Here is a 21,831-nt window from a genome sequence, read left to right as displayed (position 1 = left end):
TTATAATGATGAAGGTTGTTTTATCTGATAAAAAAGCTATAGGTTATGAGGAGGCAAATATGAGATTGCAAGATATGCTTTTTAATATAGAGTTTGAAATATTGCAACAAAGCCATGAAGAAGAAATAACACATATTGCTTATGATTCCAGAAAAGTGGTGCCCGGTTCCTTATTTATTTGTATTTCAGGAATGGAAACGGATGGACACCAGTTTGCTAATGAAGCTATTCGAAAAGGAGCAATTGCACTAGTGGTAGAGAAAGCGGTGCCGAAGGTTCAAGGTGTTACGATGATCCGTGTGAACGATTCTCGTAAAGCAATGGCCGTCATTGCGGCTGCTTTTTATGGAAATCCTTCCTCTGAACTTGATATGATAGGGGTTACAGGAACTAATGGAAAAACAACTGTTACGTATATGCTGAAAAATATCTTTGAGCAAGCGCGGTGCAAAACGGGTGTTATTGGTACTATAAGTAACTGGATAGGTGAACAGGAACTTGAATCTGTAAGAACCACACCTGAATCTCCGGACTTTCAATTATTGCTTAAAAAAATGGTGCAAGAGCATGTTAATAAATGCATCATGGAAGTTTCTTCTCATTCCCTATGTCTGCAACGAGTATATGCCACCAAATTTCAAATAGGTATCTTTACGAACCTTACAGAAGATCATATGGATTTCCACCCAACTCCTGAACACTATTATCAGTCCAAGAAAAAACTTTTTCATATGACGGAGAAAGCCAATCTAATTAATATCGATGATTCCTTTGGTTGGAGATTGACAGAGGAACTTACTCATTCTGAAGTTCCTTTCTTTACTTATGGTATTGAAAGAAAGGCTGATCTTAAAGCTTCAAATATAGTAATGGACTATAGAGGCGTATGTTTTGAGGTTCAAGGAATGGGTATGAATAATTTTATTTCTTTACCAATAGCTGGTAAATTCAGTGTTTACAATGCATTGGCAGCTATTGGAACGGCTAGAATTATGGAGGTGTCGCCAAAGGAAATCGTTGATGCATTAGAAAATATGGGAGGAGTTCCCGGACGTTTTCAAAGAATTAAAGAAATTGCTGAGTTTGGAATCATTATTGACTATGCACATACGGCAGATGCGTTAATGAATGTATTGGAATCCATAAAAGGGTTTTCTGAAAAAAGAGTCATTACCGTTTTTGGTTGTGGTGGAGACCGTGATAAGAGCAAGAGACCTAAAATGGGAGAAGTCTCTGGGAAATATAGTGACTATACGATTATTACATCAGACAATCCAAGGTCTGAAAATCCGGATGAAATTTTGCAATCAATAGAGGTTGGTATTAATAAAGTGCATGGAAGTTATGAAAAGATAGAAAACCGAAGAGAGGCGATTAAGCGGGCGATTTCCATTGCAAAAAAAGGGGATGTTATATTAATTGCGGGAAAGGGTCATGAAAAAACGCAAACGGTAGGCAGTAAAACTGTTTCTTTTGATGATTATGAAGTGGCGCTGGAAGCAGCTAGAGAGGAAAATGTTTTATGAAGCCAATGGTGATAAGCAAAATTGCCCGTTATACGGAAGGTAATATCAGTGGAAGCTTAGAGAAAGATAAACTTATTAATCATGTTACTATTGATTCGAGACAAAGTCGAAAAGGAAGTCTTTTTATTCCATTGAAAGGAAATCAATGGGATGGACACTCTTTTATAAAAGATGCTGCAAAGCAGGGGGCGACAGCGTGTTTGTATGAACCCGCCCTTTATGCAAAAGAAGATATTCCTTCCAATATGATAGGAATTGCTGTGGAAAACTGTCAAAAGGCTTTGGAGTGTTTGGCGAGCCATTATAGAGAAGAGTTTTCGATACCCTTTATTGCGATTACTGGCAGCAATGGTAAAACAACAACGAAAGATATGACAGCGGCTGTTTTATCATCCAAATATCAAGTGTTGAAAAATCCTGGGAATTACAACAATCATATAGGGTTGCCCTTAAGCATTCTGGGTCTTGACCATAACCATCAGGTTGCTGTGTTGGAAATGGGTATGTCTGGTGCCGGTGAAATTGGCCTTCTTAGCAAAATTACAAAACCGGATTATGCAGTTGTTACCAATATAGGCATGGCTCATGTGGAGAATTTGGGAAGTAGGTTAAATATTGCTTATGCTAAGAAAGAAATTACAGAAGGACTTTGTTCGAAAGGAACACTTTTACTCAACAAAGAAGATGATTATTATGATGTTTTATACAATGACCATGCAAAAGACTATGAAATTACAAGTGTGGGACTAAAAGATAAAACAACATTCCATGCTTGCGATATAGAGGACCTAGGTCAGGATGGTTTCAAATTTAGAACCAATGAAACCGGTGATTTCTTTTTTTATGTTAGACAGCCTGGGATGCATAATATTACGAATGCTCTTTTTGCAATAAAAATAGCCTTGCTCTTTGGTTTGAAAAATAAAGAAATACAAAATGGTTTAAATAATTTGAAACCAGCAGCAATGAGGATGGAAATATGTCGGCTTCATCATGCGGATGTGGTGAATGATGCGTATAACGCCAATCCGGACTCGATGAAAGCGGCAATACAATTTATTAGCCAATATCCTGCTGAACGAAGAATAGCTGTTTTGGGGGATATGTATGAGCTGGGAGAACATTCAGAATCAGCCCATAAAGAAATTGGAAATGAAATGGTGAAAAAACAGATAGACCATTTGATCACCGTCGGAGATTTTGCTTCATGGATAGCATCGGAAGCGATAGCCCAGGGAATGGATTCTCGAATGATTAATAACACGAAAGATTATAAGGAAGCAGCCAATATTCTTAATAAAATGATTCGAAAAGGTGATGTGGTATTGTTAAAAGCATCTAGAAAAATGGCGCTAGAAAAAATGATTCGTTTATTACAGGAAGGAGAAAAATAATTGATATTGCAAAGATCATTGATTCTTTCAATCCTGCTAGGATTTGTTTTTTCAACAATGATAGGCCCTTTGATGATACCTGCCTTAAGAAGAGTCAAGGCTGGGCAAAGTATACGGGAAGATGGCCCTCAGACACATCTGATTAAAGCAGGGACACCTACAATGGGCGGGCTCATCATGATCCCATCTAGCATTCTTGCCGTCATAATTTTAACAGAAATAACCTATGAATTGAAAGCGGCATTCTTTTCTTTTCTGGGTTTTGCGATCATCGGACTCATTGATGATTATTTAAAGGTAGTATTAAAGCGACCTTTAGGACTAAGAGCTTATCAAAAAATGGGTCTTCAGATTTTTGTTACAACGATTTTTATTGGCCTTGCGAATCACTTGTGTATCTTGCCAGAAAAACTATTTGTTCCATATGCAAGAGTGTATATAGATTTGGGGATACTATGGATTCCATTTCTTTTCTTTGTTATCATAGGAACAGTAAACAGTGTGAATTTAACCGATGGACTTGATGGGTTAGCTTCGGGAATAACTGTTATTGTTACTGGATTCTTTAGTCTTGTAGCATGGCATATGGGGTATCAGGATCTAGCTTGGTTTGCTGGTGCTGTTTCGGGATCCTGTATTGGGTTTCTGGTTTACAATATATATCCTGCCAAGATCTTTATGGGTGATACTGGATCTCTTGCCCTTGGAGGTGCGATCGCCGCTTTAGCTGTCATTACAAACATGACCCTTCTTTTGCCAATTGTAGGTGGGGTTTTCTTTATTGAAACCTTGTCTGTTATGATACAGGTTGCTGGATATAAGACAACAGGGAAACGAGTTTTCAGAATGAGTCCACTTCATCACCACTTTGAATTGTGCGGATGGTCGGAGACTAGAGTAGTAACCGTTTTTTGGGGTGTGACTATTATCCTGTGCCTGGCTGGTATTCTAGGCATACAATGACAAGAGAAAGGTTATGATTAGAATGAATCCTATATTAAATAAAGATCTGGACGGAAAAAAAGTGTTGGTGATAGGGCTTGGGATAACAGGTGTTTCTTTAGTAGAATTCTTAGCCCGTCAAAAGGTTGATATTATTATTAATGACTGTAAAGATGAAGCAGCGCTTTCGCCTATTCTGGAAAAATTGCAAGATATCCGCTGTCGGTATATCTTGGGAAAACATCCAGAAACATTGAAAGAAGCAGGAGAACCGGACATGCTTATTCCATCACCGGGAGTTCCTTTAGATATTCCTATTATTTCTGAAGCTAAACTAAAAAAAATTCCTGTACTGGGTGAAATAGAGCTGGCCTATAAGCATATGCAAGCTCCCATTTTAGCTATTACAGGAACGAATGGAAAAACAACTACTACCGCTTTGGTAGGTGATATGTTAAAACGAGCGAAGATGAAAACGGAGATAGTGGGCAATATTGGAACGGCAGCTATTTCAAAAATTGAACAGCTTGGTCAAGAGGCACATTGCGTGATGGAGGTAAGTAGTTTTCAGCTGGAAACGATTGAAGCATTCCGGCCAAAATCAGCAGCAGTACTTAATATAACACCGGACCACTTAAATAGGCATAAATCTTTTGAAAAATACGCTCAATTAAAATTTGATGTTTTTTCTAATCAAACGGCAAAGGATTATGCTGTTATTAATGCTGATGATGAGACTTGCTTGAAAATGTTGACGAAACAAGAAGTGAAATCAAAAGTTATTTTATTTAGTCGTTTAAGAGAATTAGAAGAAGGGGTTTTTCTAAAAGAAGGTAAAGTTTTGATTAAAGAAAAGCATCAAGACACTATTGTGATCGATCGAGACAGGATTCTATTACCAGGGGATCATAACCTTGAAAATGCTATGGCAGCTATTGGGTTAGCCTGGTCTGCAGGAGTTCCATTAAAAGCGATTAGAGACTCTTTGGAAGAGTTTAAGGGTGTTGAACATCGCATAGAGATGGTGGATTGCGTAAATGAGGTGACTTACATTAATGATTCAAAAGCCACCAATCCAGATGCAACTGAAAAGGCTGTTTTGTCAGTGAAAAGACCAATTATTCTTTTAGCTGGTGGCATGGACAAAAAAAGTAACTTTGGGGGATTGATTGATAGATTTGACGACAGAGTTAAGCAGCTTGTTGTATATGGAGAGACAGCTGATAAATTGGTAGAAGATTGCCGTGAAAAAAATTTTTATTCGGTAACTAAAAAAAGGGATTTGGAAGAAGCGGTAAGATATGCCTATCAGGTAGCGAGTCCTGGTGACACAGTATTACTTTCGCCGGCATGTGCCAGTTGGGATATGTATAGTGACTACGAAGAACGAGGAAATCACTTTAAGCAACTTGTCAGCCAAATCAAAAGAAAATGATGAGATAAGGCGGTGAAGTAATGAGGCCAAATAAAGGAATAGATATTCCGCTGCTAATATCCGTTATACTACTGGTTGTGATAGGTATTATTATGGTATTTAGCTCAAGTTATTCTTATGCTCTCATTCATAATCATGATGGTGCTCATTATCTCAAGCGGGTATTACTATGGTCTGTTTTAGGTGCAGGGGCGCTTGTGTTTTGCAGTTATTGTCCTTACCGACTTTGGGCAAGGTTTTCCAATGCAATCATGGTTGTTGCTTTAATGACATTAGTCGCTGTGTTGACACCATTAGGGAAAGAAGTGAATCATGCACAAAGATGGTTAGAAATTGCAGGGATCAATATAATGCCTTCGGAAATTGCTAAAGTTGCTATTATTATTTATATGGCCGCTATTATGGAAAAAAATAAGTATAAGTTAAAAAATTTTAGAGAAGGATTTGCGCCACATTTAATCATGGGTGGGATTGTATTTGTCTTAGTGTATCAGCAGCCTGATTTTAGTACAGGACTTATTATTCTAAGTATGATGATGATGATGCTCTTTGTAAGTGGTGTAAATATGGTTTATTATACAGGCATTCTATTTTCTGGAACGGCGCTGGCGGCTTCAGCTCTTATATATATCTTTATGAGTGGACAAGGGTATAAAGCGAGGCGATTAGTAGCTTATATAGACCCTTGGTCAGACCCTTTAGATGCAGGTTTGCAAACGGTTCAATCGCTTCTTGCCATTGGTTCAGGTGGGCTAGCAGGCAGAGGGATAGGGCGTAGCATACAAAAACATCTGTATTTGCCTGAGCCACAAAATGATTTTATCTTTGCGATTATAGGTGAAGAAGTTGGGTTTATCGGTGCATCCATAGTGGTATTATTGTTTGGTGTTTATATTTGGAGAGGAACATGCATTGCTATTAATGCTCCGGATATGTTTTCTTGTCTTACGGCAACGGGTATTACATCGATGATTGCAATCCAGGTAATTGTTAACGTAGGAGTTGCTACATCCTTGCTTCCAGTGACAGGTATTCCCCTCCCTTTTATTAGTTATGGAGGAAGTTCGCTCTTGATGATGCTTGCTTGTACCGGGATTTTGCTTAACATATCAAGATATTCAGAAATACAGGGAGGATAATATGAGATATATTATTAGTGGCGGTGGCACTGGAGGACATATATATCCAGCTATTGCAATTGCTGAGGAGATAAAAAAAAGAGATGCAGAAGCGGATATATTGTTTGTTGGCGCTAAAGATCGGTTAGAGTGCCGGTTGGTTCCAGCTGCAGGATATAAGATGAAAGTAATACCTATATCTTACTTGAAACGCAAAATTTCTGTCCATAATCTTAAAAGCGCAGCAATGTTGATGCGAGGGTTGGTTGCTGTGAAAAAAATAATTGAAGAATTTGAGCCTGATTATGTTATTGGAACGGGTGGATATGTCTCTGCTCCAGTAGTTTATGTGGCCGCTAAAAAAGGGATTTTTACGTTAATCCACGAGCAAAATGCCTATCCCGGATTAACGAATAGGTTTCTGAATAAACATGTTTCGGTAGTTGCTCTGAGTTTTCAAGAAGCAGCTCAATATTTCAAAAGGAAAGATAATCTTACATTAACCGGGAATCCTATTAGGGCAGCGTATTACACTTTAAGCCGGGAAAAAGCAAGGGGTTACTTCCCGGAATTTGAGAACCGAAAAATGGTCTTAGTTTCCGGAGGGAGTGGCGGGTCTTTATTAATAAACAATGCAATCATATCATTGCTCAAAAAAAAGAATAACCTTGGTTATTCTTTTTACTGGGCAACAGGAAAAGCTCATTATGAAAAAGTTATAAAAAAATTGGAAGAAGAAAAAATCCCCCATTCCATGCATTATATAGCACCATATATCGATACAATGCCTGAAGCACTTATCGCATGCGATCTTGTTATTGGAAGTGCAGGGGCTATTACAATTGCAGAGATTCAAGCAGCGAATCGTTATGCTGTATTAATACCTAAAGCATATACGGCAGGAAATCATCAGGAAAAAAATGCATTTTTGCTTGAAAAATCAGGGCAAGCTACAGTCATTAAAGAAAAAGATCTAAGCCCTGAAACCTTGCATGAATCTATTGTAAACGGCTTGCAGACAACAAGTAACATTGCTCGGGAGGTGCCGCTTAAACTTCCGGTTGAACAAATTGTGGAAAAACTAGGCATATAGTCGCATTGTCATTAAGTACATCTGTTGTAGATAATGTTACGATAACGTGTGGGGTGGGATTTCTTAATGACTCAACAAAAATACCGAAAGAAAAATAGTCGGTCTTGCTTAATCTCTTTATGTTTACTTCTATTTACAATACTTATCATCGGTGGAGGTATTTACTATATAGTATTTGAATCACCTTTGTTTACGGTGAAAAGCATTGAGGTACAAGGATTAGATTCTATTGATCAAGAGGTAATCGTAAGTTTCTCTCAAATTCATATTGGCGATAGCTTTTTTAAGATAAGAACGAAACAAGTAGAAGATCAAATAGAAGAGCATCCTTATGTAAAAGAAGCTCGTGTTAAAAGAAAAGGGATTAGCCGCATAAATATTGTTGTCAGAGAAAGGCGAGAATATGCTATAATACCATATATGGGTTCTTTTATATACCTAGATAGAGAACAGGTTGTACTAAGAGTATCTGACGGTGTTATTGATGAAAATCTTAGCATTGTTACAGGTGTGGAATTTGAAAGTTTTCATGTTGGAAAACCCGTTTCAGTAAAAAATCAGGAAATACTTGATGCTGCTTATGAGGTTCTAGTTGCAGCGCAAGAAGCTGAAATGATGGATCATATTTCTGAAATTCATATAACAGAAGCTCAAGAAGTGAGGTTAATAACCTTCAATGGAATAGAAGTTCTCATGGGAAAAATTGATCAGCCGGCTTACTCAGTGCTGGCGTTAAAGGAAGCGCTTATAACGCTTCATACTCGTGGTATGAATGATGTGATTTTAGACATGCGGTATCAAGATCATATTACGGTGCGCCCAAGAGTACGTCAGGAGGAAGAGGAATGAAAGAATTAAAAGGAAAAATAGCCATTGGTATTATTTGTGCATTATTGGGCTTGATTGTTTCTATGCAGATTAAGTCTGTACGAGAAGTTGCTGGAGGTGGTTTTCTTTCAACACAACAAGCACAAAAGATGGCGGCAGAGCTAAGAAATCTTAGGACAGAAAAAGAGCAGTTAACAGAAGAACTTACTGATCTTGAAAATCGCTTGAGAGATTATGAAATTTCTGAGGCTGATGAAAACCTGATGATTAAAAACCTTAAAAATGATCTTTTGCGATATCAACTTTTAGCAGGCTATATAGAAGGAAAAGGTCCTGGTGTGATGATTGAAGTAAGTGATCCTCCATCAGCCTTTAATCAGACAGAATCTGAAAGTTTTATTATGTACAACTATGAAATTATACTTGCTTTAATCAATACATTGAATGCGGCAGGAGCCGAAGCAATATCGATTAATGAACAGCGATATGTCGCAACAACAGAAGTATATTACTCCAACAATGCACTATATATAAATGATGTGGCGACATCGGCGCCATATACGATTAAAGCCATAGGCAATCCAGAGACGCTTGAAGCGGCTTTAAACATGAGATATGGTATTGTGTGGGACATGAGGAATTATGATAATTTACAGGTGAGTGTAGAAAAAAAACAGGACATGACGATGCCAAGATATAATAGAGTCTATGAGTTTGAATATGCAAGGCCTTTGGAAATGGTAGAATAACAACCTGGTAGGAGCGATGATGATGCAAAGTTTTTTTGGAAAAAGTATGTTACTCGTCATCAGTATATTAATTGGTTTAATACTAGCGATTCAAGTAAAAAACCTAGATGATGATTATCGCTTTATCAGTGTTAAAACAATCAGTGATCTTAATGCAGCAATCAGGCAGGAAACAGAAGAAATTGATCATCTCAAAGAATTAATAGATCAGCAAGAGAAACGGCTAAGAGAGTATCAATTCGCAATAGCTTCTGAGGGTAGTATAGATGAAATACTTATACAAGATATTGAACATATGAGAATGAGAAGTGGCCATTATGATTTGGAAGGACCAGGAGTAATTGTAGTGCTGATGGATAGTGAAAGAGAATTATACAAAGGAGAAAATCCTAACAATGTGATTGTTCATGATGAAGATGTGCTGAGAATTGTTAATGATCTTAAAATAGCTGGAGCAGAAGCTCTTTCCATTAACGGCCAGCGATACCTGAATACTTCTGAAATTCAATGCACTGGTCCGACGATCACCATCAATCAAATGACTTACGCACAACCCTTTGTCATTAAAGCGATAGGAAACCCAGATACATTAAATGCAGCCATTAAAGCGCCGGGAACATATTCCAGAGAAATAAAAGAAGTTTTTGGGATACAGGTTGAATCACACGTAAGTGAAAGAATACGAATACCAAAGTTTCAAGGGGATTTTACACTACACTATGTTACAGCTAAGGATGGTGAAGACCAGTGATCATAATAGCCATTATAGGATTGATAGTAGGAATTGTATTGGGACTCTATTTACCAGTTAGTTATCCTGCCGCATTATCGCTTTATATATCGGTTGCGATCCTAGCTTCTTTAGACTCTGTTTTTGGAGGGTTTAGGGCTAGTCTTGAAAATAAATTTGACACAGAAATTTTCGTAACAGGTTTTTTTAGTAATGCCATTTTAGCTGCCTTCTTAGCTTATATTGGCGACAAGTTAGGAGTACCATTGTACTATGCAGCTGTATTCGCGTTTGGGGGCAGGTTGTTTCAAAACTTTGCCACGATAAGAAGGCATCTGATTAACCGAATACACCATGAGTCAGCACATGAATCGCAAAATAATAACTAACTCACAACCTTATGTTCGTGGTGTATAAATATAAAGAGTTAGGGTGATTCTGAAATAATTAGTCGGAGGACTATTGAATCCAAGATGGGGAGGGAATGCTGTGTTAGAATTTGATATGGATATGGATAGCGTTGCGCAAATAAAAGTGATTGGTGTTGGCGGAGGTGGTAATAACGCTGTAAACCGTATGATTGACGCCGGGATGAAAGGTGTTGAGTTTATTGCGGTTAATACAGACAAACAAGCGTTGCTTACATCAAAGGCCGAGCAAAAACTTCAAATAGGCGAAAAACTGACAAAAGGTCTTGGAGCTGGAGCTAATCCGGAGATTGGTCATAAAGCGGCTGAAGAAAGTCGCGACGATATTGCTAAGCTTTTAAAGGGAGCCGATATGGTTTTTGTTACCTCTGGTATGGGTGGCGGAACAGGAACGGGTGCTGCACCTGTTGTTGCTGAAATTGCCAGAGAAATGAACATTTTAACCGTGGGAGTTGTAACAAAACCCTTTACTTTTGAAGGAAAACGCAGATGGAAACATGCTGAACAGGGAATAAAAGACTTAAAAGATCGTGTTGATACCTTGGTTTCGATACCGAATGATCGATTGCTTCAAGTAATAGAAAAGAAAACATCTATTATTGAAGCTTTTCGTCTTGCTGATGATGTACTGCGGCAAGGCGTACAGGGAATTTCTGATCTTATTGATGATGCAGGATTGGTAAACTGTGATTTTGCAGATGTAAAAACCATTATGTTTGATCAAGGACTTGCTCATATGGGTATCGGAAGATCTTCTGGTGAAAATAGAGCTACAGAGGCGGCTAAACAAGCAATTCAAAGTCCTTTACTGGAAACGTCTATTGTTGGAGCCAGAGGGGTTCTTATTAATATTACTGGTAGTTCTAACCTAAGCCTGTTTGAAGTTCATGAAGCAGCCGAAATGGTTTCTCAGGAAGCGGACGAAGATGCTAACATTATTTTTGGTGCGGTTATTAACGAAGCAATGCAAGATGAAATTCAAATTACTGTGATCGCTACTGGTTTTGATGAAGAGCGCCAAAAAGATGAGTTTGTGATAAAAGGCAAGAAAGCCAAGAAAGAAAGTACATCAGAGAAAGAATCACAAACAGGGCCAAAAGAAAAAGAAGAAGAGCTACTGCCAGATGATGAGCCGCAAAGTGATGAGTTGGATATACCCGTGTTTTTAAGAAAGAAAAACTAAAGATAGCACAGAATATTACATCTAGAAATAGGTAAGAAAGTAGGTGTTTGTGCTGAACTGTCCATTTTGTGGAAAATTTGATTCAAAAGTAATTGATTCCAGACCGACGGACGAAGGGCAAGCAATTCGAAGAAGACGTGAGTGTAACGAATGTCAAAAAAGATTTACTACTTACGAAAAAGTGGAAGAAATTCCGTTAATCGTTATTAAAAAATCTGGCAATCGGGAACCCTTTAATCGGAACAAGTTGATGAAAGGGGTTATAAGGGCCTGTGAAAAACGGCCGGTACCACTTAAATCAATAGAGTATATCGTTGAAGAAATTGAAAAACAGTTGCAAAACGATATGATTAAAGAGGTTCATACAGATAAAATAGGTAATATGGTAATGGATCGGCTAAAAGATTTGGATGAAGTGGCATACGTGCGGTTTGCCTCTGTATATAGAGAATTTAAGGATTTGAATACTTTTATGGAAGAATTAACAAAAATTTTGAAAGAAAAAAAGACTGATCTCGATAACTCATCATAAAAATGATGAGTTTGTCGTGTTTATAGTAATAGAGGAATATTGGAGTGTGAATCATTGAAAAAGATAGGGAAAAATATTATTAAACACATAGAGTCAGGCAGTATTGCCGAGGAAATGGGAGTAATGCCTGGTGACTTTCTTGTTAAAATTAACCAACAAATAATTGAAGATAGGTTGGATTATGAGTTTTTATCAGCAGATGATTTTTTAGAGGTAGAACTAGAAAAAATGGATGGCAGTCAGTGGGTATTGGAAATAGAAAAAGAAGTAGATGAAGAGCTAGGCATTATTTTTACGAATGAAGAAGCAGATAAAACAATACAATGTCACAATAAATGCATCTTTTGCTTTATTGATCAAATGCCTCCTGGTATGAGGGAGAGTCTTTATGTGAAAGATGACGATGCTAGATTATCGTTTTTACAAGGGAACTATATCACTTTAACAAATTTGACAGAGAAAAATATTGATAAAATACGGCGTTATAGAATTAGTCCTCTTAACATATCGGTTCACACAACAGATCCAGAACGACGTATTCAAATGCTAAATAATCGGTTTGCAGGAAATGCATTAACCCTTCTGAAGAAGTTTCATGAAAATCATATTTCTATGAATCTTCAGATTGTACTTTGTCCCGGATGGAACGATGGAGAGATGCTGGATCAAACCTTAAAGGATTTTAAGAAAATAATTCATTCGGTTGTGAGCATTGCTATTGTTCCTGTTGGAAAAACCAAATTTCGAGAAGGCTTGCCAGAAACTGGTTCTATAACAAAGGAAATTGCTAAGAAAACACTTAATCAAATTAGTGAATGGCAACAGATATATATAGAAATGACAGGTGAAAAAAAAGCATATGCATCGGATGAACTTTATCTTTATGCAGGAGAGGATATTCCGGAAGCGTCATTTTATGATTCTTTTTCTCAACTAGAAAATGGCGTAGGAATGATGGCGCTTTTCAAAAAGAACTTCAGTGATTATCTGAAGAAAATGCCTGTTGTTAGAAAAAAAGAACCAATAAAAATTTCTGTGGCTACCGGAACCTTGGCAGCGGAATACATCAATAAAATAGCAAAAAAGTTAGAACAAAAAGTTTTAGGTTTGAAAATAGAAGTATTTCCTATAGAAAACAACTTTTTTGGAAAGACAATAACCGTAAGCGGACTTATCACCGGCAAAGATCTTATAGAGCAATTAAAAAATAAACCTTTAGGAAAATATCTGTTAATACCGGAGAATATGCTTCGTGAAGGTGAGAATCTATTTTTAGATGATGTAACAACCGATGTAGTTTCTTCAGAGTTGGGAGTAGCCGTTATGGCGTGTCCAATAGATGGAATTGCATTTATTAGAAAAATATTGAGGATTTCAGCATTGAATCCTAAGATCAGGAGTGTTGAGAAAAATGGCAAAACCCATTGTTGCAGTAGTAGGTCGTCCCAATGTAGGGAAGTCAACTTTTTTTAATCGAATAGCGGGTAGAAGAATTTCGATTGTTGAAGATACGCCAGGAGTGACACGTGATCGTATATACGCCGAAGTGGAATGGCTTCGATATCAGTTCACGATGATTGATACAGGAGGCTTAGAACCAGCCTCGGAAGAGCCCATCCCAAGGCAAATGAGAAATCAGGCTGAATTGGCGATGGAGATGGCCGATGTCATCATTTTCATGGTAGATGGAAGAGAAGGGTTAACATTACAAGATCGAGAAGTAGCGGATATACTTCGAAAGAATAACAAACCAGTTTTACTGGTACTGAACAAAGTGGATACCAGCAATCAGTCAGAACATTTCTATGATTTTTACGAACTTGGTATCGGAGATCCGATAGAGATTTCTTCAGAATTAAGTTTAGGCATAGGTGATTTGCTTGATGAAGTGGTGAAATATTTTCCGGATACTGATGAAGAATATCAGGATAGTGATTCAATACGTGTTACTGTGATTGGAAGACCAAATGTAGGAAAATCGTCGTTGATCAATCGAATACTGGGAGAAGAACGTGTTATTGTCAGTGATATTGCAGGCACAACAAGAGATGCAATCGATACGCCGTTTAGTCATGATGGCCAAAAGTATGTGTTTATTGATACAGCCGGATTAAGAAGAAAAAGCAAAATTCATAGCAATGTGGAACATTATAGTGTTATTCGTGCGATTGCAGCTATTGAGCGATCCGATGTGTGTATTTTAATGATTGATGCCCAAGAGGGTGTTACGGAACAGGATAAAAGAGTAGCAGGTTTAAGTCATGACAATGGTAGAGCTTTAATTATTCTGGTAAATAAATGGGATTTAATTGAAAAAGATAATAAAACAACGAATAAATTTCTGAAAGATATTCGTAGAGAACTAGGGTTTTGTCAGTATGCACCGGTAGTTTTTGTTTCTGTACTTAATGGTCAGCGAATCAATAAGATTCTTCCTATGATTCAATATGTTTCCAATCAACACACCATGAGGGTACAAACAGGCGTGCTAAATGAGGTGATAGCGGAAGCCACACTGATGAACCAACCACCTTCTGATAAAGGAAAAAGACTAAAAATTTATTATGGTACCCAGGTATCCGTGAGACCTCCTTCCTTTGTACTATTTGTTAATGATAAAGAATTAATGCATTTTTCCTATCTTCGCTATATTGAAAATAAAATCAGGGAAAGCTTTAGTTTTGAAGGAACGCCGATTAAAATGATTTGCCGAGAAAAACCTGGGGGAAGCAGATGATGATCGCCTTAGTTATTATTCTTATTTCTTACGGAATTGGAACGATTTCACCAGCCTATATACTTGTGAGGCTATGGACAGGAAACGATATTCGTGAATACGGTAGTGGCAATGCAGGAACAACAAATGTCATGAGAATTTTAGGCGCCAAGGCAGCTGTTTTTGTACTTTTAATGGATCTGCTAAAAGGCGTCATTGCCGTTTATTTGGGACGTTATATGGGAGGAGAAGCCTTAGCGGCTACAGCTGGATTATCGGCTGTAATTGGGCATAATTGGCCAGTTACAATGAAGCTAAAAGGAGGGAAGGGTGTTGCGACAAGTATTGGCGTAGGGTTGATGATCAATCCTTTCTACGTATGGATTTGTATTGCCCTATCAATCTTTATCATCACTTTTTCTAAATATGTGTCATTAGCATCCATAACGGCCATACCCCTATGGACGGTTTTATTGGCAATCACCGGTTCACCCATTGAACATGTGATATTAGGCATCGCCTTAAGTAGCCTTGTGATTTATAGACATTATGCTAATATCTTAAGAATTTATAAAGGAACAGAAAATCGATTTTCATTAAAAACGAAACTTAGCAAAGAGGAGCGTTCAAAATGAATTCCTATCAGGTGACGATTTTAGGAGCTGGTAGCTGGGGAACGGCATTAGCAACAGTATTGAATAAAAATGGACACAATGTAAAACTTTGGATGAGAAATGAAGATCAAAAAGAAAATATCTTAAAAAATCGTGTTAACCATGCTTATCTTCCGGACGTTTTACTCTCGGAAAAGATTTGCCCTGAAACAAATATTAAAAAGGCTTTGAAGAATGCAGAAGTTATTATTATTGCAATTCCAACACAACAGATTAGGGAAGTTCTTCGAGAAAACAAAAGTTTGTTCCCTGAGAATGCATTGATCATTAATGTTTCAAAAGGAATTGAAAAAAACACTTACTTTACCATATCTCAGATTATCAAAGAAGAATTAGGAAGTTATGATTTTTGCGTTGTTTCAGGTCCTTCACATGCAGAGGAGGTGGCGATGAAACTACCAACAACACTCGTTGCGGCATCTTCCAGAAGAATACTAGCTGAAAAAGCACAGAATATGCTTATGAATGAGTATCTGCGTGTTTATACAAACCCTGATGTAACTGGTGTTGAACTAGCCGGTGCTCTTAAAAATGTCATTGCTTTTGGTGCAGGAGTGATTGATGGCATCGGATATGGTGACAATGCAAAAGCAGCACTAATGACGCGTGGAATTACAGAGATGGCTAGATTAGGAAGTGTTATGGGGTCAAGTTTGAACACGTTTGCTGGTTTATCAGGCATTGGTGACTTAATTGTAACGTGCACTAGCATGCATAGTCGTAATCGAAGAGCTGGTATTTTAGTTGGTCAAGGAAAGTCTATGAATGAAGCTCTAGAAGAAGTAGGAATGGTTGTAGAAGGTGTATCAACAGCACAAGCCGTTTATGAGTTGGGAAAGAAATACCAGATAGATCTTCCCATTACCAGTGCTATTTATCAAGTTCTATATGAAAATAAAAACGTTGAAGAAGCCGTATTGCATCTAATGACTCGAAGTAAGAAAAACGAGATGGAAGAAATTGTTGAGTATAGACCTGTTGAATGGGATGTATAAAAAGTCCTTGCATCTTAACGAGAATTCATTTATAATATCCTTGTGTTCAAAATGCAATGCCAGCTCGGGCTGTGGCGCAGTTTGGTAGCGTGCATGACTGGGGGTCATGAGGTCGCAGGTTCAAGTCCTGTCAGCCCGACCATTATTATTATTTAAGCTGCAAAGCGGAATGTTTTGCAGCTTTTGATGTTTAAAGTTTCAATTATCTTTTACTTTTCTAGTCAAAGATTTTCTGGTATGATAGCTAAGAAACAAAACTAATTTACTAGGAGGAGTTTGATGGGAGAGAAAAAGTTTCATCCGGGTTGGCCTGTTACCATAGCAGGCGTTGGAGTTAACTTGATGTTAGGAGTATTGTATACATGGGGCGTTATTTCAGCTGCTTTGATCGATCAACTAGGTTGGACAGCAACCATATCTCAGGTGCCTTATATGTTTGCCTGTGCAATGTTTGCTTTTTCTATGGTTCCGGGTGGCAGACTTCAAGATAGGCTTGGGCCTAAACCGGTTATTATGGCATCAGCTGTTATGGTAGGGATAGGGTTTATTATTTCTGGGTTATTTCTTACTCCGGTCGGTCTGACTATTTTTTTTGGAATTATAGCCGGTATGGGGATTGGGACAGGTTATGCAGCACCAACACCGGCCGCTGTAAAGTGGTTTAGTGCAAAAAAGAGAGGGCTTATTTCAGGAGTGGTTGTCAGTGGATTCGGACTAGCACCTCTGTATATTGCACCATTAACCAATTTTTTATTAAGCACTTATGGAATCCAAAGAACTTTTTTTATACTGGGTGGAGCTTTTTTAATTCTTATCATGATTTTAGCACAATTCATTAAAAACCCTCCTCATGGATATAGTCCGCCGGATGAAGAACCTTCTGAAATCCAGCAGAAAGTTTCAGTAGAATCAGCTAAAGTAAAAGTAGATTACGAATGGCATGAAGTGTTAAAAACAAAACAATTTTACCAGCTTTGGATCATGTTTTCTTTTGGTACTTTTGCCGGACTGTTGATTATCGGTCAGCTTTCTAAAATAGGCTTGGAGCAAGCTGGAATGCAAAATGCCTATATACTCGTCGGAATTTATGCGATTTTCAACTTTGCTGGTAGAATCGGTTGTGGAGTTTTATCGGATAAATTTGGTAGAATGCGGACACTCTTAGCAATGTTTGTTTTGCAGGTAATTGTATACGCCTTTTTTGCGACATTCACTACTCCACCAATTTTAATGATGGGAGTATCGGTTGTAGGATTTACTTTTGGAGGAATGTTGACGTTGTTCCCTTCGGCAACCGTAGATTATTTTGGAATTAAAAACTTTGGCATGAACTATGGAATGGTTATTACGGCTTGGGGAATCGGTGGTGTTCTTGGGCCTTTATTGGGGGGGATCGTCCGTGATGTTACAGGAACTTATGGGATTAGCTATTTAGTATCAGGAGTACTGAGCGCGACAGGGGCTATTCTAACACTCATTACAAAGCCACCTAAAGAAGAACCTATCAAAGAGGAAATAGAGCCAGAAACAGTAACTCCATAACTGGCAAATGACGGAGAAGTGGCTATAGATGATCGCGGCTGAAATGAGCGGCAAAAAATACGGCTGGGGATCATCTGTAGACACTTTTTTGCAAGACAGACTTTGTTAAAAGGCTGGCTTACTCATAGGTGAGTAATGATATTTGCGGATCATTGCTTAGCAGGTTGCACGCACAATAAAGCCATGGATGCTTTCGTCACGTTTTTGAGGCGATACAGTTAAATCCTCTATAACGGCTTGTGATGGCCCTGTTTTTACCCAAGACTTCATTAGGTTGACCTGTTCTTTATCTCCCTGAACAAAAATCTCAACAGATCCATCCTTTCTATTTCTAACCCATCCTTCAAGATTTAAATCGAGAGCTCGCTCTCTTGTGCTATATCTAAAAGCAACGCCTTGAACGGTTCCTCTGACAATCATATGCAGTGCTGGCATTTTTTCATCTCCTAACTATTTTACTATACTGATGTATCTATACCCTTTCTGTTACTCAGTTCACTTTTTGTTTTTGGTTGAATATCTTCGTTTATAGAGGGTAATAGATAGCATCAGGAGGTGTGTTGGTATGAAAAAAATAGAACTAATGGAAAAAGTGCCTGATTTTGAAAGGCTAGATCAGGAAGAAAACAAGATTAAACTAAGTGATTTTGAAGGAAAAAAAGTATTGCTGTACTTTTATCCAAAAGATAACACACCGGGATGAACAACAGAAGCCTCTGAGTTCAGAGACTTATACGAACAGTTTCAGTCATTGAATACAGTCATACTAGGTGTGAGTCGGGATTCATTAAAATCACATCAGAAATTTTCACAAAAACACAATCTACCATTTTCTTTACTGGTAGATGATGATGAGTTTTTACACAATCAGTTTGATGTTATTAAAGAAAAGAAACTATTTGGAAAAAAGGGGTTAGGGACGGAGCGTTCAACTTTCTTGATAAATGAAATGGGTATATTGATAGAGGAATACCGAAAAGTCAAAGCGAAAGGCCATGCAGAAGAAATGCTGAAAAAGATTGAAATAATGGAAAAATAGAATGAGAGACAGGATTGTTTAACGAAATTATCGGTTAAACATACCTGTCTTTTTTATTATATGGTACAATAGGTTCGGTAACTAGTATTACAAAGTAAGTGGTGATAATTAATGGCAGAAAAAAAACATAAAACCTCCTCAAAACCAAGAAAAAAGAAGTATGCTGTTTTCATTTTAGTGATAATGCCTGCTATCCTAATTGTAAGCATGTTTTTTGTATTGCGATTGGGACCTGTCATTAGTCATTTTCGAGTAAATACAACGATTGTTGAATTCGGAACGTTGGAAACAATACTACAGGTGGAGGCTGTTGTTGCGAGAGAAGAAACGCGATATTCATTTCCGTCGACCGGACGGATTAACTGGAATGTAGTTAGTGGAGAAAAGGTAGGAAAACAACAAAAAATAGCCGATATCATTGTATCGGAATCGGATCAATCGATGTTGATGGAGATTGAAATGATAGATATGAGAATTCAGACATTGGAATCAGGAGAAGAGGTAGAATCATTTTCTGAAAATGCTACACATCAATTGAATAATCGTATCGATCACTTAGTGTCTGATTTATCACAAAATGTACAAATGAATCAATATGAACTTGCATTTAAAAATCGGTATGTTCTTGAAGAAACAGTTCAGCAACTAAAAACGATACAGGCTAGCAAAGATCTTCCTGAAATGAGTATTGAAGAGTTAAAACGACGGAAGGAAACGATTCAGCAAGAAATTCAGTCTCAATCTAATGAAATAAGAGCCGAAGAATCCGGCGTATATTCTTTTGGGAGTGATGATTTAGAAAAAAACTTATCAGTAGAAGGATTAGATCAAGAAGCAATAGTAGACATTTTTTCCAAAAGCCCGCCGGATATCAAAAGTATGCAAGAAAACGATGAGTACTATCGAATTATCCATCAGCATAATTGGAAGTTAATTGCGAGAGTTCCTGAAGATTATCTGCCATTTTATGAAGTCGGGGTGCGGGCACAAATTAGAGATATTTATCAACAAAGAGTCATTAGGGGTACGGTGAAGGATGTTATCGAATCGGAAGAAGGCTATTTCGTTGTTTTTAAGCTTAATCAGCCATTAGAAGGATGGCATAATCAAAGATTTTTGGAAGTAGAGTTGATCCCCCGAAAGTTTGATGGGTTGAAAGTCCCTGTATCAGCACTGATAGAAAAGAATGGTATTGAGGGAGTTTATCGTGTTGACTTAAATGGGTATGCCGTATTTATGCCCACTGAGGAAATAGGAAGAGCCTACGGAACGGTTGTCGTAAAAGAAGGTAGAATTGAACTTCCAATGAGGATAGTAGGGAATAACCAGGAGGACGAAGTGGAAATGGTGGACACTCTTAGAAGATATGATCAAATTATTGTCAATCCAGAGAATATTGAAGAAGGACAACGTGTTAGATAATAGGAAGGATAATAGGAAAGGAAAGATAAAATGAGTATTTCTAATAATATAATGGTACTGGAGAATCGAATTCAGGAAGCGCTACAAAAGTCAGCGGATCCTAGTAAAAAAATACAGGTAATAGGGGTTACAAAAACAATTAAACCAGAAACCATTCAGGAAGCCATGGATCTTGGAATAAATCATTTGGGTGAAAATAAAGTGCAAGAACTTTTAACAAAATATGAAACCATAGGACCAGCTCCGCAATGGCATATGATTGGACATTTGCAAAGAAATAAAGTAAAATATATAGTTGATAAAGTTAGCCTTATTCATTCTTTAGACTCATTATCCTTGGCAGAGGAAATAAGCAAAAGGGCAAGTAAAATAAACCGAACCATCGATGTTTTGGTTCAAGTAAATGTGTCGGGAGAAGAGAGTAAATTTGGAGTTGAGCCTAACGAAGCCATGTCTCTTGCTAAACAAATAGAGTCTATGAATAATGTTCGTATAAAAGGTCTCATGACGATGGCACCATTTACAGCAAATGAAGCTATCACAAGGGATTGTTTTAAAAAATTATTTGAATTAAACGAGAAAATGAAAGAGTTAAACCTAGCTCATGCGCATATGGAATACTTAAGCATGGGTATGTCAAACGATTTTGAAATCGCACTGGAAGAAGGTTCGAATATGATAAGAATAGGAAGTGCGATATTTGGTAATCGCAAGTATGATTAAGAGAGGAAGGTTATTATGGCAGAAAAGTTTGTTGATAAAGTGAAGCATTTTATGGGTTTAGATGTTTTTGAAGAAGAAGAAGATGAGGACGTTTATCCGGAACCCCTCTATCCATCGCAAGAAGAAGTTCGAGGAGATAATCAGCCCAAGGCTAATAAAGTTGTTAACATTCATACAACAAGTCAGATGAAAGTAGTTATTTTTGAACCCAGTGCTTACGATGAAGTTCAAAATATAGTAGATAATTTAAAAAATAGAAAGCCTGTTATTGTCAACTTGGAGACACTGGAATCGGATGTAGCCAGAAAAATATTCGAGTTTTTGAATGGAGCTATCTATGCCCTGGATGGAAGCATTCAAAAAGTTTCCTCTGAAATATTTATTCTTGCTCCTAACAATGTTGAAATAGCAGGTAACATTAAAGAAGAGCTTAAAAGCAAAGGGGTATTTCCCTGGCAAAACAGATAAAGGAGAGTGGAAGTTTGTTTTCGACAACGACAATTATAATGGCCGTAGACTATTTCGCTAGATTATTAAACTTTTTTATTTTAGTGCGGGTGATTTTCTCATGGATCCGCGTAAATCCTTATAGTGCTGCTGGTCAGTTTATTTATGGAGTAACAGAGCCAATATTAGCACCAATAAGAGGACTTATTCAGGATGTTTTTAAGTATCAGGGAATGATTGATTTTTCACCTATCCTTGGGATTGTAATGATTAATATGGTATCTAATTTTGTGATTAATATTTTAAGATAAGAGA

The 21,831-nt window shown here is 37.5% G+C and carries 23 protein-coding genes and 1 tRNA gene; 23 read left to right on the top strand and 1 reads right to left on the bottom strand.

The window, feature by feature from the left end; translation table 11 throughout:
• The first annotated feature begins 59 nt into the window (after nt 1-59).
• From BLV55_RS02495 to BLV55_RS02410, 18 genes are all read left to right on the top strand, one after another.
• Complete coding sequence (locus tag BLV55_RS02495) at nt 60-1,526, top strand: UDP-N-acetylmuramoyl-L-alanyl-D-glutamate--2,6-diaminopimelate ligase (RefSeq protein ID WP_093310736.1); 1,467 nt, start codon at nt 60-62, stop codon at nt 1,524-1,526.
• Complete coding sequence (locus tag BLV55_RS02490) at nt 1,523-2,920, top strand: UDP-N-acetylmuramoyl-tripeptide--D-alanyl-D-alanine ligase (RefSeq protein ID WP_093310733.1); 1,398 nt, start codon at nt 1,523-1,525, stop codon at nt 2,918-2,920. Before BLV55_RS02495 ends, BLV55_RS02490 begins: the two co-directional genes overlap by 4 nt.
• Nucleotides 2,921-3,883 (top strand): phospho-N-acetylmuramoyl-pentapeptide-transferase, encoded by a 963-nt coding sequence (gene mraY / locus BLV55_RS02485; RefSeq protein ID WP_093310731.1) that lies wholly within the window; start codon nt 2,921-2,923, stop codon nt 3,881-3,883.
• Nucleotides 3,884-3,896: 13 nt separating this feature from the next.
• The gene (gene murD / locus BLV55_RS02480) at nt 3,897-5,297 is read left to right on the top strand and encodes a UDP-N-acetylmuramoyl-L-alanine--D-glutamate ligase (protein WP_242870006.1); all 1,401 of its coding nucleotides are present in this window, start codon (nt 3,897-3,899) and stop codon (nt 5,295-5,297) included.
• Nucleotides 5,298-5,317: 20 nt separating this feature from the next.
• Nucleotides 5,318-6,436 (top strand): putative lipid II flippase FtsW, encoded by a 1,119-nt coding sequence (gene ftsW / locus BLV55_RS02475; protein ID WP_093310728.1) that lies wholly within the window; start codon nt 5,318-5,320, stop codon nt 6,434-6,436.
• Between the two features lies 1 nt (nt 6,437).
• Nucleotides 6,438-7,508, top strand: a complete 1,071-nt coding sequence (gene murG, locus BLV55_RS02470) for an undecaprenyldiphospho-muramoylpentapeptide beta-N-acetylglucosaminyltransferase (RefSeq protein WP_093310726.1) — start codon at nt 6,438-6,440, stop codon at nt 7,506-7,508.
• A 66-nt stretch (nt 7,509-7,574) separates the two neighbouring features.
• Nucleotides 7,575-8,357, top strand: coding sequence for a cell division protein FtsQ/DivIB (locus BLV55_RS02465; protein WP_093310723.1), 783 nt, complete (start codon nt 7,575-7,577; stop codon nt 8,355-8,357).
• Nucleotides 8,354-9,085, top strand: coding sequence for a DUF881 domain-containing protein (locus tag BLV55_RS02460; protein ID WP_093310721.1), 732 nt, complete (start codon nt 8,354-8,356; stop codon nt 9,083-9,085). Before BLV55_RS02465 ends, BLV55_RS02460 begins: the two co-directional genes overlap by 4 nt.
• Nucleotides 9,086-9,107: 22 nt before the next feature.
• Complete coding sequence (locus BLV55_RS02455) at nt 9,108-9,836, top strand: DUF881 domain-containing protein (RefSeq protein ID WP_093310718.1); 729 nt, start codon at nt 9,108-9,110, stop codon at nt 9,834-9,836.
• Nucleotides 9,833-10,204: a small basic family protein gene (locus tag BLV55_RS02450; protein WP_330386561.1), complete on the top strand. Its 372-nt coding sequence runs from the start codon at nt 9,833-9,835 to the stop codon at nt 10,202-10,204. The genes BLV55_RS02455 and BLV55_RS02450 overlap by 4 nt, the downstream gene beginning before the upstream one ends.
• Before the next feature lie 115 nt (nt 10,205-10,319).
• Entirely contained in the window at nt 10,320-11,426 is a 1,107-nt protein-coding gene (gene ftsZ, locus BLV55_RS02445) for a cell division protein FtsZ (protein WP_456300629.1), read from the top strand.
• A gap of 52 nt (nt 11,427-11,478) precedes the next feature.
• On the top strand, nt 11,479-11,958 hold the full coding sequence (gene nrdR / locus BLV55_RS02440) for a transcriptional regulator NrdR (RefSeq protein WP_093311455.1): 480 nt from the start codon (nt 11,479-11,481) through the stop codon (nt 11,956-11,958).
• Nucleotides 11,959-12,012: 54 nt separating this feature from the next.
• Nucleotides 12,013-13,431, top strand: coding sequence for a DUF512 domain-containing protein (locus tag BLV55_RS02435; protein WP_093310715.1), 1,419 nt, complete (start codon nt 12,013-12,015; stop codon nt 13,429-13,431).
• A complete protein-coding gene (gene der, locus BLV55_RS02430) occupies nt 13,370-14,695 on the top strand; it encodes a ribosome biogenesis GTPase Der (RefSeq protein WP_093310713.1) in 1,326 nt (441 codons plus the stop codon). Before BLV55_RS02435 ends, der begins: the two co-directional genes overlap by 62 nt.
• Nucleotides 14,692-15,309, top strand: a complete 618-nt coding sequence (plsY, locus tag BLV55_RS02425) for a glycerol-3-phosphate 1-O-acyltransferase PlsY (RefSeq protein ID WP_093310711.1) — start codon at nt 14,692-14,694, stop codon at nt 15,307-15,309. Before der ends, plsY begins: the two co-directional genes overlap by 4 nt.
• The gene (locus BLV55_RS02420) at nt 15,306-16,343 is read left to right on the top strand and encodes an NAD(P)H-dependent glycerol-3-phosphate dehydrogenase (RefSeq protein WP_093310708.1); all 1,038 of its coding nucleotides are present in this window, start codon (nt 15,306-15,308) and stop codon (nt 16,341-16,343) included. The genes plsY and BLV55_RS02420 overlap by 4 nt, the downstream gene beginning before the upstream one ends.
• 65 nt (nt 16,344-16,408) lie before the next feature.
• Nucleotides 16,409-16,485, top strand: a tRNA-Pro gene (locus BLV55_RS02415).
• A gap of 137 nt (nt 16,486-16,622) precedes the next feature.
• On the top strand, nt 16,623-17,885 hold the full coding sequence (locus BLV55_RS02410; RefSeq protein ID WP_093310707.1) for an L-lactate MFS transporter: 1,263 nt from the start codon (nt 16,623-16,625) through the stop codon (nt 17,883-17,885).
• A 156-nt stretch (nt 17,886-18,041) separates the two neighbouring features.
• Here the strand turns inward: BLV55_RS02410 and BLV55_RS02405 are convergent, their stop codons facing one another.
• On the bottom strand, nt 18,042-18,320 hold the full coding sequence (locus BLV55_RS02405; RefSeq protein WP_093310705.1) for an acylphosphatase: 279 nt from the start codon (nt 18,318-18,320) through the stop codon (nt 18,042-18,044).
• 130 nt (nt 18,321-18,450) lie between these two features.
• Here BLV55_RS02405 and BLV55_RS02400 point away from each other — a divergent pair, with 130 nt between their 5' ends.
• From BLV55_RS02400 to BLV55_RS02380, 5 genes are all read left to right on the top strand, one after another.
• Nucleotides 18,451-18,924 carry a peroxiredoxin gene (locus BLV55_RS02400; protein ID WP_093310703.1) on the top strand — a complete coding sequence of 158 codons (474 nt, stop codon included), beginning with the start codon at nt 18,451-18,453 and terminating at the stop codon, nt 18,922-18,924.
• 111 nt (nt 18,925-19,035) lie between these two features.
• Nucleotides 19,036-20,346, top strand: coding sequence for a biotin/lipoyl attachment domain-containing protein (locus BLV55_RS02395; RefSeq protein WP_093310700.1), 1,311 nt, complete (start codon nt 19,036-19,038; stop codon nt 20,344-20,346).
• A 30-nt stretch (nt 20,347-20,376) separates the two neighbouring features.
• On the top strand, nt 20,377-21,069 hold the full coding sequence (locus BLV55_RS02390) for a YggS family pyridoxal phosphate-dependent enzyme (RefSeq protein WP_093310697.1): 693 nt from the start codon (nt 20,377-20,379) through the stop codon (nt 21,067-21,069).
• Nucleotides 21,070-21,084: 15 nt separating this feature from the next.
• Entirely contained in the window at nt 21,085-21,537 is a 453-nt protein-coding gene (locus tag BLV55_RS02385) for a cell division protein SepF (RefSeq protein WP_093310695.1), read from the top strand.
• Between the two features lie 14 nt (nt 21,538-21,551).
• A complete protein-coding gene (locus BLV55_RS02380; protein ID WP_093310692.1) occupies nt 21,552-21,827 on the top strand; it encodes a YggT family protein in 276 nt (91 codons plus the stop codon).
• Nucleotides 21,828-21,831: the final 4 nt, after the last annotated feature.

The organism is Tindallia californiensis, from assembly GCF_900107405.1.
Lineage (GTDB): Bacteria > Bacillota > Clostridia > Peptostreptococcales > Tindalliaceae > Tindallia > Tindallia californiensis.
This window is presented reverse-complemented; position numbering and strand designations above follow the sequence as displayed.

Coding starts and splice junctions, on each gene's coding strand:
- BLV55_RS02455 (WP_093310718.1), top strand. CDS start 9,108: ATGCAAAGTTTTTTTGGAAAAAGTATGTTACTCGTCATCAGTATATTA.
- plsY (WP_093310711.1), top strand. CDS start 14,692: ATGATGATCGCCTTAGTTATTATTCTTATTTCTTACGGAATTGGAACG.
- BLV55_RS02390 (WP_093310697.1), top strand. CDS start 20,377: ATGAGTATTTCTAATAATATAATGGTACTGGAGAATCGAATTCAGGAA.
- BLV55_RS02490 (WP_093310733.1), top strand. CDS start 1,523: ATGAAGCCAATGGTGATAAGCAAAATTGCCCGTTATACGGAAGGTAAT.
- ftsW (WP_093310728.1), top strand. CDS start 5,318: ATGAGGCCAAATAAAGGAATAGATATTCCGCTGCTAATATCCGTTATA.
- BLV55_RS02420 (WP_093310708.1), top strand. CDS start 15,306: ATGAATTCCTATCAGGTGACGATTTTAGGAGCTGGTAGCTGGGGAACG.
- BLV55_RS02465 (WP_093310723.1), top strand. CDS start 7,575: ATGACTCAACAAAAATACCGAAAGAAAAATAGTCGGTCTTGCTTAATC.
- ftsZ (WP_456300629.1), top strand. CDS start 10,320: ATGGATATGGATAGCGTTGCGCAAATAAAAGTGATTGGTGTTGGCGGA.
- der (WP_093310713.1), top strand. CDS start 13,370: ATGGCAAAACCCATTGTTGCAGTAGTAGGTCGTCCCAATGTAGGGAAG.
- BLV55_RS02495 (WP_093310736.1), top strand. CDS start 60: ATGAGATTGCAAGATATGCTTTTTAATATAGAGTTTGAAATATTGCAA.
- BLV55_RS02460 (WP_093310721.1), top strand. CDS start 8,354: ATGAAAGAATTAAAAGGAAAAATAGCCATTGGTATTATTTGTGCATTA.
- BLV55_RS02385 (WP_093310695.1), top strand. CDS start 21,085: ATGGCAGAAAAGTTTGTTGATAAAGTGAAGCATTTTATGGGTTTAGAT.
- BLV55_RS02395 (WP_093310700.1), top strand. CDS start 19,036: ATGGCAGAAAAAAAACATAAAACCTCCTCAAAACCAAGAAAAAAGAAG.
- BLV55_RS02410 (WP_093310707.1), top strand. CDS start 16,623: ATGGGAGAGAAAAAGTTTCATCCGGGTTGGCCTGTTACCATAGCAGGC.
- murG (WP_093310726.1), top strand. CDS start 6,438: ATGAGATATATTATTAGTGGCGGTGGCACTGGAGGACATATATATCCA.
- BLV55_RS02405 (WP_093310705.1), bottom strand. CDS start 18,320: ATGCCAGCACTGCATATGATTGTCAGAGGAACCGTTCAAGGCGTTGCT.
- murD (WP_242870006.1), top strand. CDS start 3,897: ATGATTAGAATGAATCCTATATTAAATAAAGATCTGGACGGAAAAAAA.